General features: G+C 59.1%; 16 protein-coding genes. 13 read left to right on the top strand and 3 right to left on the bottom strand.

Features of this window, described 5'->3' with window-relative positions:
• Positions 1-83: 83 nt before the first annotated feature.
• The 4 genes from HU739_RS16210 (at position 84) to HU739_RS16195 (ending at position 5742) form a co-directional block, all read left to right on the top strand.
• A complete protein-coding gene (locus tag HU739_RS16210; protein ID WP_186548511.1) occupies positions 84-2996 on the top strand; it encodes an aminotransferase in 2913 nt (970 codons plus the stop codon).
• A gap of 302 nt (positions 2997-3298) precedes the next feature.
• Complete coding sequence (gene aguB / locus HU739_RS16205; RefSeq protein ID WP_186548509.1) at positions 3299-4177, top strand: N-carbamoylputrescine amidase; 879 nt, start codon at positions 3299-3301, stop codon at positions 4175-4177.
• Positions 4177-5283, top strand: a complete 1107-nt coding sequence (gene aguA / locus HU739_RS16200) for an agmatine deiminase (RefSeq protein ID WP_186548507.1) — start codon at positions 4177-4179, stop codon at positions 5281-5283. Before aguB ends, aguA begins: the two co-directional genes overlap by 1 nt.
• Before the next feature lie 246 nt (positions 5284-5529).
• A complete protein-coding gene (locus HU739_RS16195; RefSeq protein WP_186548505.1) occupies positions 5530-5742 on the top strand; it encodes a hypothetical protein in 213 nt (70 codons plus the stop codon).
• Positions 5743-5927: 185 nt separating this feature from the next.
• Here HU739_RS16195 and HU739_RS16190 read toward each other — a convergent pair whose 3' ends face one another.
• Positions 5928-8021, bottom strand: a complete 2094-nt coding sequence (locus HU739_RS16190) for a TonB-dependent receptor (protein ID WP_186548503.1) — start codon at positions 8019-8021, stop codon at positions 5928-5930.
• 254 nt (positions 8022-8275) lie between these two features.
• Here HU739_RS16190 and HU739_RS16185 point away from each other — a divergent pair, with 254 nt between their 5' ends.
• From HU739_RS16185 to HU739_RS16160, 6 genes are all read left to right on the top strand, one after another.
• On the top strand, positions 8276-8944 hold the full coding sequence (locus HU739_RS16185; protein ID WP_186548501.1) for a DsbA family protein: 669 nt from the start codon (positions 8276-8278) through the stop codon (positions 8942-8944).
• Positions 8945-9240: 296 nt separating this feature from the next.
• Positions 9241-10527, top strand: a complete 1287-nt coding sequence (locus tag HU739_RS16180) for an OprD family porin (RefSeq protein WP_186548499.1) — start codon at positions 9241-9243, stop codon at positions 10525-10527.
• Positions 10528-10757: 230 nt separating this feature from the next.
• Positions 10758-11504, top strand: a complete 747-nt coding sequence (locus HU739_RS16175; protein ID WP_186548497.1) for a 2OG-Fe dioxygenase family protein — start codon at positions 10758-10760, stop codon at positions 11502-11504.
• Between the two features lie 79 nt (positions 11505-11583).
• Entirely contained in the window at positions 11584-11961 is a 378-nt protein-coding gene (locus tag HU739_RS16170; protein ID WP_186548705.1) for a GNAT family N-acetyltransferase, read from the top strand.
• Positions 11958-12674, top strand: a complete 717-nt coding sequence (locus HU739_RS16165; protein ID WP_186548495.1) for an AzlC family ABC transporter permease — start codon at positions 11958-11960, stop codon at positions 12672-12674. The genes HU739_RS16170 and HU739_RS16165 overlap by 4 nt, the downstream gene beginning before the upstream one ends.
• Entirely contained in the window at positions 12653-12970 is a 318-nt protein-coding gene (locus tag HU739_RS16160) for an AzlD domain-containing protein (protein WP_024011198.1), read from the top strand. Before HU739_RS16165 ends, HU739_RS16160 begins: the two co-directional genes overlap by 22 nt.
• Here the strand turns inward: HU739_RS16160 and HU739_RS16155 are convergent.
• Complete coding sequence (locus tag HU739_RS16155) at positions 12887-13813, bottom strand: LysR family transcriptional regulator (protein WP_186548493.1); 927 nt, start codon at positions 13811-13813, stop codon at positions 12887-12889. The genes HU739_RS16160 and HU739_RS16155 overlap by 84 nt on opposite strands.
• Positions 13814-14133: 320 nt before the next feature.
• Here HU739_RS16155 and HU739_RS16150 point away from each other — a divergent pair, with 320 nt between their 5' ends.
• Positions 14134-14541 carry an MbcA/ParS/Xre antitoxin family protein gene (locus HU739_RS16150; RefSeq protein ID WP_186548491.1) on the top strand — a complete coding sequence of 136 codons (408 nt, stop codon included), beginning with the start codon at positions 14134-14136 and terminating at the stop codon, positions 14539-14541.
• An 11-nt stretch (positions 14542-14552) separates the two neighbouring features.
• Positions 14553-15218, top strand: a complete 666-nt coding sequence (locus tag HU739_RS16145; protein ID WP_186548703.1) for an RES family NAD+ phosphorylase — start codon at positions 14553-14555, stop codon at positions 15216-15218.
• A 44-nt stretch (positions 15219-15262) separates the two neighbouring features.
• Here HU739_RS16145 and HU739_RS16140 read toward each other — a convergent pair whose 3' ends face one another.
• Positions 15263-15544 (bottom strand): DUF3077 domain-containing protein, encoded by a 282-nt coding sequence (locus HU739_RS16140; protein WP_186548489.1) that lies wholly within the window; start codon positions 15542-15544, stop codon positions 15263-15265.
• A gap of 470 nt (positions 15545-16014) precedes the next feature.
• Here HU739_RS16140 and HU739_RS16135 point away from each other — a divergent pair, with 470 nt between their 5' ends.
• A complete protein-coding gene (locus tag HU739_RS16135; RefSeq protein ID WP_186548487.1) occupies positions 16015-16197 on the top strand; it encodes a type II toxin-antitoxin system HicA family toxin in 183 nt (60 codons plus the stop codon).
• The last annotated feature ends 4 nt before the right edge of the window (positions 16198-16201 follow it).

Raw genomic sequence — 16201 nt, 5'->3', positions numbered from 1 at the left:
ACCGGTCTGCACGCGCCTGGGGGTTGCGTAACGACCGAGGCAATGGCGATATAAGCGCCTAATAAAATTTCAGGGGTCGTTTCATGCCGCTCGCCACGTTGATTCATCGCGCCAGTTTGCCCGCTCCTCAGGTTTCAGAAGCCCAGGCGCTGCAATGGCTGCACGAACATTACGGTCTCAGCGGCACGTTGCGGGCACTGGGCAGCCAGCAGGATCTGAACTATCGCCTCGACAGCGCACGCGGGCGCTTCGTGCTGAAAATCTGTCGTGGCGATTACGCCTTGGTGGAGCTGCAAGCCCAGCATGCCGGCCTCAAGTACCTCGCCGAGCATTCTTCGATCAGGGTGCCCGGCGTGATTACGGCCAATAACGGCGAAGATCTGTTGTCATTGCAAGCCGATGGCGCAGCGGTGCACGTGCGGCTGCTGGAGTACATTGACGGCCAGCCGCTGACCGATTTCAATCATCTGGGCCATGAGGTGGTAGCCGGTTTTGGCCGGCTCTGCGGTGAGATGGACCTGGCATTGGCAGCCTTTGACCACCCGGGTCTTGAGCGCACCTTGCAATGGGACGCGCGTCACGCCAATGCGTTGATCCAGCATCTGCTGCCAGTGATCACGGACGCGTCGCAACGCGCATCGATCAGCGCTGCGGCCGAGCAGGCCGAGCGCCGTTTGCAGCCGCTGCTGGACACACTGCCGGTGCAGGCAATTCACATGGATATCACTGACGACAATGTCGTCTGGCAGCGGGATGCCCAGCGTCATTGGCAATTGCAGGGAGTGATCGATTTCGGCGATCTGGTGCGCACCTGGCGCATCACGGATTTGTCGGTGACTTGCGCCGCTTTGCTGCATCACGCCGATGGCGATCCGTTTGTGATCCTGCCGGCAGTCAAGGCCTATCATGCCGCCAACCCGTTGCAGTACGAAGAGCTGCAAGCCTTGTGGCCATTGATCGTGGCGCGGGCAGCGGTGCTGGTGCTCAGTGGCGAGCAGCAGGTCAGCATCGATCCTGGCAACATTTACAGTCGTGACAATCTCAGCCACGAATGGGAGATTTTCCGCGTGGCCACTTCCGTGCCGTTGGCACTGATGGAAGCGGCGATTCTCGACGCCGTCGGTTACGCCTTGCCCGCCATCGACAGCGATGGGTTTGCGCCGCTGCTGCCGAGCCTGGTGGGACGTGAATTCGCTTTGATCGACCTGGGCGTGCTCAGTCCGCATTTCGAGGCTGGCAACTGGGAGCAGGCGGGCATCGATCAGCGCCTGCTGGCTGAAGCGGCCGCTGCCCATGGCCTGGCGGCAAGCCGTTACGGCCAATACCGGTTGTCGCGTACCCGTGCCGACAGCGCTGAAGAGCCGGACACCTTCGCGCTGCATGTCGAATTGCACGTGCCCCATCGCACCGCTGTGGCAGCGCCGTTTGCCGGAGTGCTGCAGTCAGCAGGTGACGGCGCGGTGCAACTCAACGGTGCGCAACTGAACGTTCGCCTGTGGGGCGTCACGACCCATCTGCCCAGCGGCACGGCGCTCGACAAAGGGCAGGCGCTGGGTGAAATCAGCGGGCCGTTGCGCGTGCAATTGTGCCGGGGCGAACACCTCGACGCGCCGTTGTTCTGCATACCCTCGCGTGCGCCTGCGTGGCAGGCCTTGTGTCCGTCGCCGGCAGCGCTGCTGGGACTGGCCTGCGATGCCGAACCGGAGCTGGACGGAAAAACCGTGCTGGAGCGTCGCGCGGCCAGTTTCGCCCGCACGCAAAAACACTATTACGTTGACCCGCCGCGCATCGAACGCGGCTGGCGCAATCACCTGATCGATATGCAGGGCCGTTCGTACCTCGACATGCTTAACAACGTCGCGGTGCTCGGTCACGGTCATCCGCGCATGGCCGCGGTCGCGGCGCGTCAGTGGTCGCTGCTCAATACCAACTCGCGCTTCAACTACGCCGCGGTCGCGGAGTTCTCCGAGCGCCTGCTCAAACTGGCGCCGGCGGGCATGGATCGAGTGTTCCTCGTCAACAGTGGCAGCGAGGCCAACGATCTGGCGATTCGCCTGGCGTGGGCCTACAGCGGCGGTCGCGACATCATCAGCGTGCTGGAGGCCTATCACGGCTGGACGGTTGGCGCCGATGCGGTGTCGACATCGATCGCCGACAATCCGAAAGCGCTGGAAAGCCGCCCGGACTGGGTACATCCGGTGACTGCGCCGAATACCTATCGCGGTGAATTCCGCGGCCCGGACTCGGCGCCGGATTACGTGCGCAGCGTCGAGCATCATTTGCACAAACTCGCTGAACACAAACGCCAACTGGCCGGCTTCATCTGCGAACCGGTTTATGGCAACGCGGGCGGTATCTCGCTGCCGCCGGGCTATCTGCAACAGGTCTACGCGTTAGTACGTGCGCAGGGCGGCGTGTGCATCGCCGATGAGGTGCAGGTCGGTTACGGGCGCATGGGCAAGTTTTTCTGGGGCTTCGAAGATCAAGGCGTGGTGCCGGACATCATCACCATGGCCAAAGGCATGGGCAACGGCCAGCCGCTGGGTGCGGTGATCACCCGCCGGGAAATCGCCGAGGCGCTGGAAGCCGAGGGTTATTTCTTCTCGTCAGCCGGCGGCAGCCCGGTGAGTTGTCAGATCGGCATGGCGGTGCTGGATGTCATGGAGGAAGAAAAACTCTGGGAAAACGCGCAGGCGGTGGGCGGTCACTTCAAGGCGCGACTCGAGGCCTTGATCGATAAACATCCGCTGGTGGGCGCGGTGCATGGTTCCGGGTTCTACCTCGGGCTTGAATTGGTCCGCAACCGCGAGACGCTGGAACCGGCGACCGCAGAGACTGCATTGCTGTGCGATCGCCTGCGTGAGCTGGGGATTTTCATGCAGCCGACCGGCGATGACCTGAATATTCTCAAGATCAAACCGCCGATGGTGACGTCGCGCCAGAGTGTGGACTTCTTCGTCGATATGCTGGATCGGGTGCTGACCGAAGGGTTGTAAACACCGCAAATCCCTTGTGGGAGCGGGCTTGCTCGCGAATGCGGTGCGTCCGTCCCACCTTGGGTGGCTGACACACTGCATTCGCGAGCAAGCCCGCTCCCACATTTATTTTGCAGTGAATTATCGATTTTTATCGGCTTAATTTAATTATTTTCAGATGGAGCGCTCTCGTAGCGCTTCTAAACCAGATATTTATCGGCTATAAAGTCGCCATTGCTCCGGCATGGCGGTTTCATTCCGGTGCGCGCGTTTCCTTTTCGGTCGACTTTCCGACTGTCAAAGCACTTGCCCGGAGATGATTCATGAGCCGTATCGTTACCGTCGCCGCCACGCAGATGGCCTGTTCCTGGGATCTGCAAGCCAACCTCGCAACCGCTGAAAGACTGGTCCGCGAAGCCGCCGCCGAAGGCGCGCAGATCATCCTGATTCAGGAACTGTTCGAGGCGCCGTACTTTTGCCAGAAGCCGAATCCGGATTACCTGCAACTGGCGACCCCGGTCGAGGACAACCCGGCGATCAAGCACTTCCAGGCCATCGCCAAAGAGCTGCAAGTGGTGCTGCCGATCAGCTTCTACGAATTGGCTGGGCGCGCGCGTTTCAACAGCATCGCGATCATCGACGCCGACGGCAGCAACCTCGGTATTTATCGTAAAAGCCACATTCCGGACGGTCCGGGTTATCACGAAAAGTATTACTTCAACCCGGGTGACACCGGTTTCAAGGTGTGGAATACCCGTTACGCGAAAATCGGCGTGGGCATTTGCTGGGATCAGTGGTTTCCGGAAGCGGCGCGCAGCATGGCCCTGCAAGGCGCGGAAATTCTCTTTTACCCAACCGCCATCGGCAGCGAACCGCACGACAAGACCATCTCGTCGCGCGATCACTGGCAGCGTGTGCAGCAGGGCCATGCCGGCGCCAACCTGATGCCGCTGATCGCCAGCAACCGCATCGGCAACGAAGAACAGGACGGCTACGACATCACGTTCTACGGCTCGTCGTTCATCGCCAATCAGTTCGGCGAAAAAGTGCAGGAGCTGAATAAAACCGAAGAAGGTATTCTTGTGCACACGTTCAACCTCGACGAGCTGGAACATATTCGCAGCGCGTGGGGTTCATTCCGCGACCGCCGTCCCAATCTGTACGGCGCGTTGAAAACCCTCGACGGTTCCCTGGAGTCCTGATGACCACATTGACAAGTACCCCGCGCGCCGACGGCTTCCACATGCCGGCCGAGTGGGCGCCACAGACGCAAACCTGGATGATCTGGCCCGAGCGCCCGGACAACTGGCGCCTGGGCGGCAAACCGGCGCAAGCCGCACACGCGGCGGTGGCCAAGGCCATCGCCCGTTTTGAACCGGTGACCGTGGCGGTCTCCGCCGGCCAATACGAAAACGCCCGCGCGCGCCTCGACGTGCCGAATATTCGTCTGGTCGAGATGTCCAGCGATGACGCCTGGGTCCGTGACAGCGGCCCGACCTTTGTCATCAACAACAGCGGCGAAGTGCGCGGTGTGAACTGGGATTTCAACGCCTGGGGCGGCTTCGATGGCGGCCTGTATTTGCCGTGGAACCGCGACTCGCAAGTCGGCGGCAAGATCCTCGAGATCGAGCGCAGCCCGCGTTATCGCACCGAGGGCTTCGTGCTCGAGGGCGGTTCGATTCACGTTGACGGCGAAGGCACGCTGATCACCACCGAAGAGTGCCTGCTCAACCGCAATCGCAATCCGCACCTGAGCCGCGAAGAGATCGAAGCGGTGCTCAGCGCCAATCTGGCTGTGGATAAGATCATCTGGTTACCGGACGGCTTGTTCAACGACGAAACGGACGGGCATGTGGATAACTTCTGCTGCTATGTGCGTCCGGGCGAAGTGCTGCTGGCGTGGACGGACGATCCGCAGGATCCGAACTACCCGCGTTGCCAGGCCGCGATGAAAGTGCTGCAAGGCAGCACCGACGCCAAGGGTCGCCCGTTCACGGTGCACAAAATGCCGATTCCGGGGCCGTTGTACGCGACCGAAGAAGAGTGCGCCGGGGTCGATGCGGTCGAAGGTTCCCAGGAGCGTAACCCGTCCGTGCGCCTGGCCGGTTCCTACGTGAACTTCCTGATCGTCAACGGCGGCATCATCGCGCCAAGCTTCAACGACCCGATGGACGCACCGGCCAGGGAGATTCTGCAGAAGCTGTTCCCGCAGCATGAAGTGGTGATGGTGCCGGGCCGCGAACTGTTACTGGGCGGCGGCAATATTCACTGCCTTACCCAGCAACAGCCAGCGCCGCACAAAGAGTGAGTTGAGTCGTAACAGCTTGAGTTGGTTAATAAATCGGCCAGGCTAATGATTAGCTCGCTACGCATGGACACAAGCCCGCAGCCCGAAAGGACGGCGGGCTTTTTTGTATCCGCCTGTCGACAGATGCCGAGTCTTGGCATAGCTCTTGTATCGGTTCCAGTGCACTAGGGAGGGAGAAGAACTTCAACAGTTCTGTCATGAATCTTGGATACCGTAGCCGCTCATGAACGGGGAGAGAGCGCTGAAATGAACGCCGAAATGAACGTAGTCAGCGAGCGGACTGTGCATCCCATGGCGGTAAACGGCGAATCGCTGCAGTTGGTCGCGCACTGGTTGAAGTCCAATGGAACGCGTCAGATCAGGGAACCTGATCCGCGCCGGATGATGATCGAGCGCTACCCCGCTGGCCTGTTCAGCGAGGCCGAACTGCAAGCGTTATGGGATGTAATGGAAGGATAAGAACAACAAGGACAGGTCAAAGCGCTGCCGGGATGGCGGCGCTTTTTTATGCAGGACACAAAAACCATTGTGAACATTGAACCTGTGGGGGGGCTTGCTCCCGAATGCGTCGGGTCAGTGACAATAATGTCGACTGACCCGACGCCTTCGGGAGCAAGCCCCCTCCCACAGTTTTTTGCGCTGGCCTAAAAGCTGTAGGTGCCCGTCATCACCACGCTACGCGGCGCTCCCGGCTGAATCTGGAAAGCGCTGGTCGCCGAAGCGTAGTACTCGCGATCGGTAATATTGTTCAGCGCCGCGCGCAGATCCCAGTCTTTCAACCGGTAACCCAGCAGCGCATCCCAGCGGCCATAGCCCGGCAACACCACAGTGTTGGCGTTGTCCGCATAGCGCTGGCCGACCAGTGTCAGGCCGGTTTCGCCGTACCAGCCCATTTGCGGTTTCCAGGTGAGAAACAGGCTGCCATTGCGCTTGGCCACGTTGTTGATGCGCTTGCCTTCCAGGCCGTTGTTGTCTTTTTCGATGGTTGCATCCTGCACACCGACGCCGCCACGTAGGTACCAATTGCCGACGATGTTGCCGGTGGCGGTCAGTTCGATCCCGCGTGAGCGTTGCAGACCGGACATTACCGTCAGCGTCGGATCATTCGGATCGGTGGTGCGGCGGTTGTAGAGTTCCAGGTCATAGACCGCCAGCGTGGTGCTGAGGCGATCGTAGAGCCAGTCGCTTTTCACGCCGATTTCTTTCTGCTTGGTCAGCTCGGGGCTCAAGTCGTTGGTATTGCCGGCCGCGCCCGGGGTGATGCCGATCAATCCACCGCCCACGGGTGAAAACGTCTTCGACCACGAGGCATAGACGGAATGATTCTGCAGGGGCGTCCAGACCAGGCCCACGCGCGGGCTGGTGCTGTGGCTGTCACGGTCTTCGGAAATGTTGCGCAGCTTGTTGGTCGATTCGATGTCGAAGGTGTCGTAGCGCAAACCGCCGAGCAGTTGCCATTGATCGTTCAGGCGTAGCTGATCCTGAACGTACACTGCGCGGCTTTCGACCTCGGTGTGGCTGCTGCTGGAGACTTGCATGCGACCGATGTGACGCAGGTCGCGGTTGGGGTTGTACAGGTCGAGTGACGGCACGGGCTGCGCGCCGGGCGTCCTGCCGGTGGCGGCGTTGTACAAGGTTGGATCGCGGCGCTGGCTGCCGATTTCAACCCCGGTGAGCAAGCGATGCTCAAGTCCGAACGTATCGAAACCGCCTTCCAGTTCAAGGTTGTTGTAGACGTTGCGGGTGGTCAGGTCCTGCTGCCAATGCTGGCGCGTGACCTTGTTGGTCGCCGGCGTGTAGCCGGTGAGGTAGGTGTTGTCGAAATCACTGTCGAGCTTGAACACGCCGAGGGTCTGGCGCAGTTGCCAGTTATCGTTGATCTCATAGGTGAGTTTCGAGCGCAGCGATTGCGATTTGTCGTCGATGAAGTCGTGGTCGTTGCCGTAGCTCGTGTCGCGGCCGACGTCGGCGGGGCGCCCGTTGACCCCGGGAATACCGCGATCCGGCGTGCGGTTGTAACGGCTGTATTCGTACTGCACCAGCCAGTTCAGGTCGGGCGTCAGTTGCCAACTCATCGACGGCGCGAGCAACTGGCGATTGCCACTAACGCCATCGCGGAAGCTGTTTTCATCCATGTTGCCCAGGTTCAGGCGCAGGCTGATGGTGTCGCTCGGGTCGGTGCTGAGGTCGGCGTAAAGACTGCGCAAATCTTCGCTGCCACCCTGGGCTTCAACAGTGGAGCGACGCCCGGCTTCCGGCGTTTTGCTCACCCGATTGACGATCCCGCCCTGACTGCCACGGCCATAAAGCACGGCGGCCGGGCCTTTGAGCACTTCGACGCGTTCGATGTTGTGCAGGTCGCGTTTGTACTGGCTGTCGTCGCGGATGCCGTCCAGATAGAAATCATTGCTGGCATCGAAACCACGGATGCGCAGGCTGTCGAAGCGGGTGTCGGCGCTGCTGCTGACGTTGGGCATGCCGCTCAGGGCGTCGCCGATGTCATTGCTGCCGTAGTTGGCGACGTTGGCGGTCTTGATCGAGTCGATTGCCTGCGGTACGTAGCGTACGGGTGTCGAGGTACGGGTCGCGGTATTGCTGACTTTCACGCGCGGATCGTCCGCTGCTGCTTCGGCGCTGATCGAGGTGGCGGGCAGTTCGGTCGCCGCGAAGGCAAGACTGCTGGACAAAAAAGCCGAGAGCCCAAGGGTGACGGGCGTAAAACGGAACGGGGCAGGCATCTGAAGCGCATCCGAAAGGGTGGAAGAATTCGAGCGCGCGAATGGTAATGCTTAGCATTTGCTAGCGTTAATTATTCCTGAGAAGTGCGGTCGCTTGATTGTTTCATTATGTGTCCGTTTCGATACACAGCTTCGCAGCCGGTATTTGACCGATCAGCGAAACAGACTGAAAGCCTTTCCGAGGTTTTTCCGCAGCAGTTCCAGGATTAGTCTGCCGGCATTGATTTCTCTTACTTTTTGCCGGAGCTTTATCGATGATGCTTCACTATATTTACGACCCACTGTGCGGTTGGTGCTATGGCGCAAAACCTTTGGTGGAAGCCGCGCAACAGGTGGTATCCGTGACGGCTCACGCGGGCGGAATGATGAGCGGCACCAACCGCCAGCAGGTGTCGCCGCAGTTACGCGATTACGTCATGCCCCACGATCGACGCATCGCCGAGTACACCGGGCAGCCTTTTGGCGAGGCGTATTTCGATGGCTTGCTGCGTGACCCTTCGGCGGTCTTCGACTCGATGCCGCCGATCACCGCTGTGCTGGCGGCGGAGAAGATCGACGGGCGCGGCCTGCGACTGCTCGGCTGCTTGCAAACGGCACACTACGTTGAAGGACGGCGCATTGCCGATGCGGCTGTGCTCATGGAGCTGGCGGCCCGAACGGGATATGCCGAAGCGCTGTTTCGGGCGACGTTTGACGCCATTGATGCGCAGGCCCATGTACAGGCCAGTCGCGCATTGCTCGCGCGGCTCGGCGGCCAGGCTTTTCCGACGTTCGCTCTGGAACAGGCTGGGCAATTCACGCTACTCGATATCACTCCCTGGTTGGGCAAGCCTCAGGCATTTGCCGCTTGGCTAGGCCAGGCTGTTAGCGCCGACAAAACGGGCGAACCCCCGTCGTTTTGTGGTGTGCACGGCTGCGCGTGACAGGCGTTGGATTCACTGAATCGAGGCATTTCTGTGCAAGGAGTCAGCGCAAACTTTACGTTTCTTAGACGTTTTTCGCCTATTTAAAGACGATTCTTGAAATTGACACACTGTTCAGGGCGCGGCTACGATTCGGCCCAACGCCTGTGGCCAACCGCCATGATTCAAAACAAGGAGCAGGCCCGCCATGATTCGATCAAGGCGGGTCTTTTTGTTTCGGGGTGAATAGAAGAGTGCAAAAGCGCCGTTTCAGCCGTTCGACACAGCGCGTTTCAACCCGTAATAAGGAAAACAACATGTTGAACAAGCGGATCAGTCTGATCGCACTGGGGATGTTGAGTGCTACACAGGCCATGGCTAACGACCAGGCCGAATCCAAGGGGTTCGTCGAAGACAGCAGCCTTAAAGTGCTGTTGCGCAACGCCTACATCAATCGTGATTACAAAGACGGTCGTCCGGACAAGGCTGAGTGGGGCCAAGCGGCGATCGGGACGTTCTCGTCCGGCTTCACGCAGGGCACCGTGGGTGTCGGTGTTGACGCCTTTGGTCTGTACGCACTGCGTCTGGATGGCGGCAAGGGCCGCACCGGCGCGCAAGGTATCGACTTCTTCAAACAGGAAAATGACGGTCGTGCGGCGCATGACATCGCCAAGGGCGGCGCAGCGGTCAAATTCCGTTTCTCCAACACCGTACTGACCTACGGCGACCAGATGCCGGCCCTGCCGGTGCTGAGCTACGACAACGTGCGCCTGCTGCCGGAAAGCTACACCGGTACCTTGATCACCTCCCGCGAGATCAAAGGCCTGGAGCTGAACGCCGGGCGTTTCACCGCCGAATCGCGCAAGAGCGATGAAGGCCGTGACAGCGGTGGTCTGAAGGCGATCAACGTGTTGGGCGGTAGTTACCAGTTCACCGAAAACTTCAAAGGCGCGCTGTACGCGTCCGACGTTGAAGACGTGTTGAAGAAACAATACGTGAACGCCAACTACGTGATTCCTTTCAACAAGGAACAATCGCTGACCCTGGACTTCAACGGCTATCGCACCAAGCTGGACAACTCCTATGTCCGCGAAAACGCTGTAACCGGCGACGACAACAAGATCTGGAGCCTGGCCGCCACCTTCGCTACCGGCCCGCACTCGTTCACCGTGGCGCACCAGCGTTCCACCGGCGACAGCAATCTGGGTTACGCCTACGGCGGCTATCAGAAAGATCAGGGTCGTGTCGGTGACGGTGGTAACTCCATCTATCTGGCCAACTCCTACTGGTCGGACTTCAACGCTGAAGACGAACGCAGCTGGCAGCTGGGCTACGGCCTGGACTTCGGCGCATTCGGCGTACCGGGTCTGAGCTACAACTTCGCGTATGTGCGTGGCGACAACATCACCACGTCCACCAGCGAAGGCGGCACCGAGCGCGAGATCTTCAACCAGTTCAAGTACGTCGTGCAAAGCGGCCCGGCCAAAGACCTGAGCGTGAAGCTGCGCAGCTCGATCCTGCGCGTGTCGCAGAAATCCAGCGAATACAACGTCAGCGGCAACGAGCTGCGCGTGTTCGTGGACTACCCGATCAACATCTTCTGATGAACGATCGCGCGTAAGAAACAAGAGAAAACCCCGAGGCCTTCGGGGTTTTTTTTTGATGTTTTTCCAGCAAAAAACCGGAAAACCCGTGTTTTTGTCATGTAAAAGTGGTTTTCAAGTCGCTACAAGCCTCGTTTCAAATGGCTTTTCAAATGCCTGAAATTCTTTCTCATGGACGCAAATTCTCCACCTAATAGATTAGGCCGCTCAACGCAGCGGAGATTTGGGTAATGATCGTTTTAAACAGAGAAGTGGGCGAATCGCTACGGCGCGACAAGTTTGTCAACGTCCAGGGTGGTGACTTCAATCTCTACGGTCATTTCGCCGACTTTGTCAGACTGACCAAAAGTTGGGAGAACATGGAGCCAGACAGTTATTACGGTCAGGCCGACGCGGGTATGCGTTACCGTCGTTACAGCGACTTCGAGTACAACCCGAAGACGCGTGAACTCAAGCAACTCGAACATCGCGCCTACGTGCAGTCGAAAGAGCACAACGCCTATGTTGGCGGCGTGGTACGGCACTTTCAGGACTTCTCCGAGGAAGTGCTGACTTCACCGGTGATGCGCAGCCTGATCGACACCGATTTCGAGGTGTACAAAAGCGTGTTGCCGGAAGAACTGCACGACGAAATCTGGCAGTGCCAGATTCATCAGATCCGCATCGAAATCAAACCCGGCAAGCAGCTGGAAATCACCCCTGAAGGCATTCACTGCGACGGCTATCCGTTCAGCGGCGTGCACTTTTGGGGGCGTAACAATGTCGAGGGCGCGGAGAGTCGTTTGTACGACATCCACGAGCATCAACTGGCGGCGACTACGTACGAGGAAATTCTCGATACCACCTACTTCCTCGACCGTGACATGCGCCACTATGTGACCGCTGCGCGCAACACCCATACCCATGCCATGGCGTACCGGCAGATTCTGGCAATTTCTTTCTCGCGGCCCGGGACCGCTTTCGACATTGTTCGCTAATCAGATCACCCCAATCGACGGCGTCGAATGCTCGACGCCGGTGGTGCTGCGCCGCGCCACGGCCAAGGATGCACAGCGCATGGAGCGTTTCTTCCGGCAGTTCGACGAAGTGTCGTTCTGCGAATGGCAGGACGCCAAATGCCTGCGCGGCGTACTGATCCAGAAAACCACCACGGCTTACCTCGCCTTCGACGTGACCGGCGAGATCGTCGGCGCGGTGCTTGGTGGCATGCTTGGCAGCCGCGGCACGATCAATCATCTGGCCGTCAGTTCGCGCTATCGCAGCCAGGGCGTGGGGCAGCGCCTGGTTGAAGCGGCGTCGTCGGACATGAAACGGGTCGGCGTGCTGCGGATGTTTCTGTTCGTCGACGATGCTAACCTCGCGGGCAAGCGATTCTGGACCGCCCAGGGTTTTTGCGAGCCCCATGGCGAACGGACATTTGAGAGGGACCTATGAATGAAACGTCCGGCAGTGCGCCGCTGATGGCTGCTGATCAGCCGTCGCGCACATTTGCCGAAGCCAGTCCGGTGGTCGCCGGGTATTTCACCGTGTCGTTCGTGTTCGGGCTGATGGCCGTCAACGCCGGGTTGCCGATGTGGCTGCCCGTGGCGATGTGCCTGTTCGTTTATGCCGGTGCTTCGCAGTTCGCCGCGCTGGCGCTGATTTCCAGCGGCGCTTCGCTGACCACCATCGTACTGACCACGTTTCTGATCAACGCCCGCCATATGCTGATGTCGGTGTACATGGCCAAGGCCCTGCGCGCATTGGGCTTGAGTCGTATGGAGCGCTGGTGCTACGCCAGCGGCCTGACCGATGAGTCCTTTGCGTTTCACAGCGTGAAGCTCGGCAGCGGTGCGCCGGTGAACGTGCGCTACCTGATCGGCTTCAACCTGTTCTGCCACACTTCGTGGGTACTCGGCGGCTTGCTCGGTGCGGTGTGCGCGCAGTACGCGGCGCACCTGATCAAATATCAGCTCGACTACGCGCTGACGGCGATGATGCTCTACGTACTGGTCTCGCTGTGCAATACGCGCAACAAACTCATTGCGGCCGCGGCTGCCGTGGTGTGCATGGGGGTGCTGAGCCTGATCGGCAGTTCGCCATTCAACGTATTCATCGCCACGTTTGTGGGCTGCGGAGTGGGTGTATGCCTGACCAAACGTTCCTGATTCTGGTGGTCGTGCTGATGATGGCCGTGACCTTTCTGCCACGCGCCTTGCCGCTGCAAATCAACACCGAGCACTGGCCGCCGTTCGTGGCGCGGGCGCTGGAATATTTGCCGGTGGCGATCGTCGCTGCGATCAGCCTCACGCCCTTGTTGATCAAGGACCGGCAGATCCAGCTCGATCGCCCGGAATTCTATGCCGCGATTCCGACGTTGTTATGTGCGTATTTCAGCAAAAACCTCTTTCTCAGTGTGGCGGTGGGGACGGCTGCGTACATTGCGCTCGGCTCGTTCATGTAGCGGCAAATCGACGACATCGTTCAACGCCTGGTGCGACAACTCCGGATTGTTTACCGCCAGGCGCACTTCGAGGAAATCCTCGAACCCGGGGAAAATTGTCAGGCCGTTTTTCTGCGCCGCTTCACGCGAAACCATGCCGACCGCATCCATCTGGGTGATCAGCGACAGCGTCAGGGTTTCGCTGCACGAATAGACCATGCGCTGGCCGTTCTCTTGATTGCCCAGCCCAGCGTCGAGAAAACGCAAAAAGCTGTGGGAATAAGGACAATCCTCCGCAGGACGCACCTGAAACTTATTGCCCAGCAGCGTCAGCGGATCGTTTTCCTGGCCGCAATGCGCGCCCACCACCTGCACCTGTACCTCCGGCAGAACGATGCTCGGCAGCCCCGGCCGCTGCGGGCCGATCAGCACGGCGAGGTCAAAATCCTCGTTCTTCAGCTTGCTGAGGTTTTCCATCGACTCGGCGTAACTGAATTCCATCTGGTAATCGGGAAACACCTCGATCAGCCGTCCGATCATGCGTCGGTTGAAGTCAGGCGACAGCGTGTTGTTCAACGCCACCTTCAACGTGCGCTGGCCCGGCACTTTCAAGGCCGCGACTTTTTCTTCCATCTGTCGCGTCGCAATCAACACTTTGTCGATGTAAGGCGTTAGCTCCGTGCCTTGCGGCGTCAGCGTCAGGCCCTTGTTGGAACGCCGAAACAAGCGGAAACCGAACTGCTCTTCGACCTTGTTCAATTGCGCGGCCAACGCCTGCACCGTCAGGCACGAATGCTCGGCTGCGGCCGACAACGAGCCGGTCTGCACGATGCGCATGAGGTTGCGTAGGGTTCTGCTATCCATGGGTAATGCCCTCTGAAGTGGGCTGGGTATTGTTGTTTACGGGGCGACCGGTCCGGCGCCTATGCCGGCTATATTCCTGCACCTGAGCATAGTTGTCGCGGATTTAGTAGCGAATTGATTTCCCCGCCGATGGCTGGAGGCTGACAGAGGATTGGGGTTTTTGCTGGGGTGCGGGTGATGAGGGTCAAAAAATAGCTACGGTTTCGACAACACGGACGGCTTGGTTTAAGCAGGGCTTAAATCCAGTTATGTACTAATCTTGGATTTAGATACATATCTGTACTACGCTGCGAGCATCGATAAATCTAAGGAGGCGGCAAATGCCATCTTCATCCCCCGCTTTACAACCACGCGAACAACTCGATGCCCCCGAAGCCGGTCGCGTTGCGCTGAAGTTCTTCTTTAACCTCATGGAGCACTGGGGCTGCAACGCTGAGCAGCAGCGCACCCTGCTCGGTGGCGTCGGCAACACCACGTTCTACAAATACAAACACCTGCCAAACATACGTCTGCCCCATGACACCCTTGAGCGCATCTCGTATCTGATGGGCATTCACAAGGCGTTGAGCATCATCTTCAGCAACAGTCGCGAGCGCGCTTACGCCTGGGTCAGCAGCCCGAACACAGCAGCGCCGTTCAATGGCAAAACCGCCCTGGATTACATGCTGGCGGGGAGGGTGGTCGACATCGCCGATGTGCGCCGCTACCTCGACGGAGTCCGCGGTTGAAAGCGCCGGCGCTGGTCGATGTGCCATGGCCGCGCGCCTATCGCATCGTTAACAGCAGCTTTCCGCCGATTGCGCTGTTCGAAGACGTACTCGACCCCGAAGACCTCGAAGTCGCCTACGCCATCGAAGCGCTGACCAACGATCGCCTGATTGAGCAGGCCGGCGTACTCGCCCGCGTCCGTCCCGAAGACCGCCTGTCCGGCCCCGGTTCCAGCCCGGTAATGGCCGCGTTCACCCACGTCGGCAAACGCAGCCGCTTCAGCGACGGCACCTTCGGCGTCTACTACGCCGCCAGCAGCCAGGCCGCCGCCATCGCCGAAACCTGTTTCCATCAGGAGCGTTTTCTTGCTGCGACTCAGGAAGCCGACCTTGAATTGACCATGCGCACTTACGTCAATCAGGTGGTCAAACCGTTGCATGATGTTCGCCACGGCTTCGAACATTTGCATCAACCCGATCCCGAAGCATACGGACCATCACAGGCGTTCGCGCGGCAACTGCGCGATGCCGAATCCTGGGGGCTGCTCTATAACAGCGTGCGATTGCCCGGTCAGGAATGCGTTGCTGCGTTTCGGCCGCCTGCCGTGTCGATTCCGAAACAGGGCAAGCATTTGCGCTATGTGTGGAGTGCGAGTCAGGGGAGGATTTCGTTTGTGTTTGAAGTGAGTCAGGTCTGAAACGCAAAAAGCCCTCGCATCAACGAGGGCTTCATACGCATGATTTACATCAACGGCTTGTCTGGCGGCGCGTCCATCACTTTCACCACATCATCGATCAGCGCCTTGCTTAACTCTTGCAGATATTGAGAGGCGTAGGCGTGAAGGTCAGGGTCGCTAGAGACCGTAGAGTCCGCGGTGAGTAGTTTCGAGATGTGAAGCAGGTGTGAGGCGTGCGAGAGGGCGGCGATCACTGGCACACCGCGGTTGGTGCGGAACATCGCTTTATTGGATTGGAAGGAGAAGTGCGTGAGGCCTGGGGTTTTCAGATCCGGATAATTGGTCATTTTCGCTTCACCTGTTATTCGACAAGAGGTGGGAAGCGACGGGCATCGCTGACAGGCGGATTGCGGATGGATCAATGGCATTCATTTGTGAACTCCCTGTATCAAATGAGAGCCGCCATTTTCGTTCTCAGGCGAAAGGGTGGCAGCTATGCGCAGGCTGAGAAACCGGAGATACAGGAACCCGGCAGACCCGAAGGTCTCCCACGCACAGCCGCCATTACACGTGAATGCAGACACAAAAAAGCGCCGGCAATCGTGGGTTGGCGCGCTGGTGCGCCTGTATCTTACCCGGGTTCTCAGGCCCGGTCGCTGAATTGGCAGCGACGGGTGTGACGGTAGCCTGAGAAGATCGAGCGCACAATCGTGGCCGAGTGCTGGCCTTGAGGGTTTCAGTTGCACATGCAACACTCGTGTTGCAGGTGCAACAAATATGTTGCACATTCGCTCTACCGAAACAGCGAGTGATGCACATGAAGTACAGCGAGTTTCGGCGATGGTTGAAAGCCCAAGGCGTTGAGTTCCAAGCCGGTAAGGGCAGCCACTTCAAGGTTTCCTTGAGTGGCAAATCAACTGTGTTTCCCGACCACGGAGCCAAGGAAATGGGCGAAGGATTGAGAAAAACGATAATCAAACAGTTGAGCCTCAAGGACTGAGGCT

The organism is Pseudomonas hamedanensis (assembly GCF_014268595.2).
Taxonomy (GTDB): domain Bacteria; phylum Pseudomonadota; class Gammaproteobacteria; order Pseudomonadales; family Pseudomonadaceae; genus Aquipseudomonas; species Aquipseudomonas hamedanensis.
The sequence above is the reverse complement of the archived record's forward strand: the minus strand, read 5'-3'. Positions and strand labels throughout refer to the sequence as shown.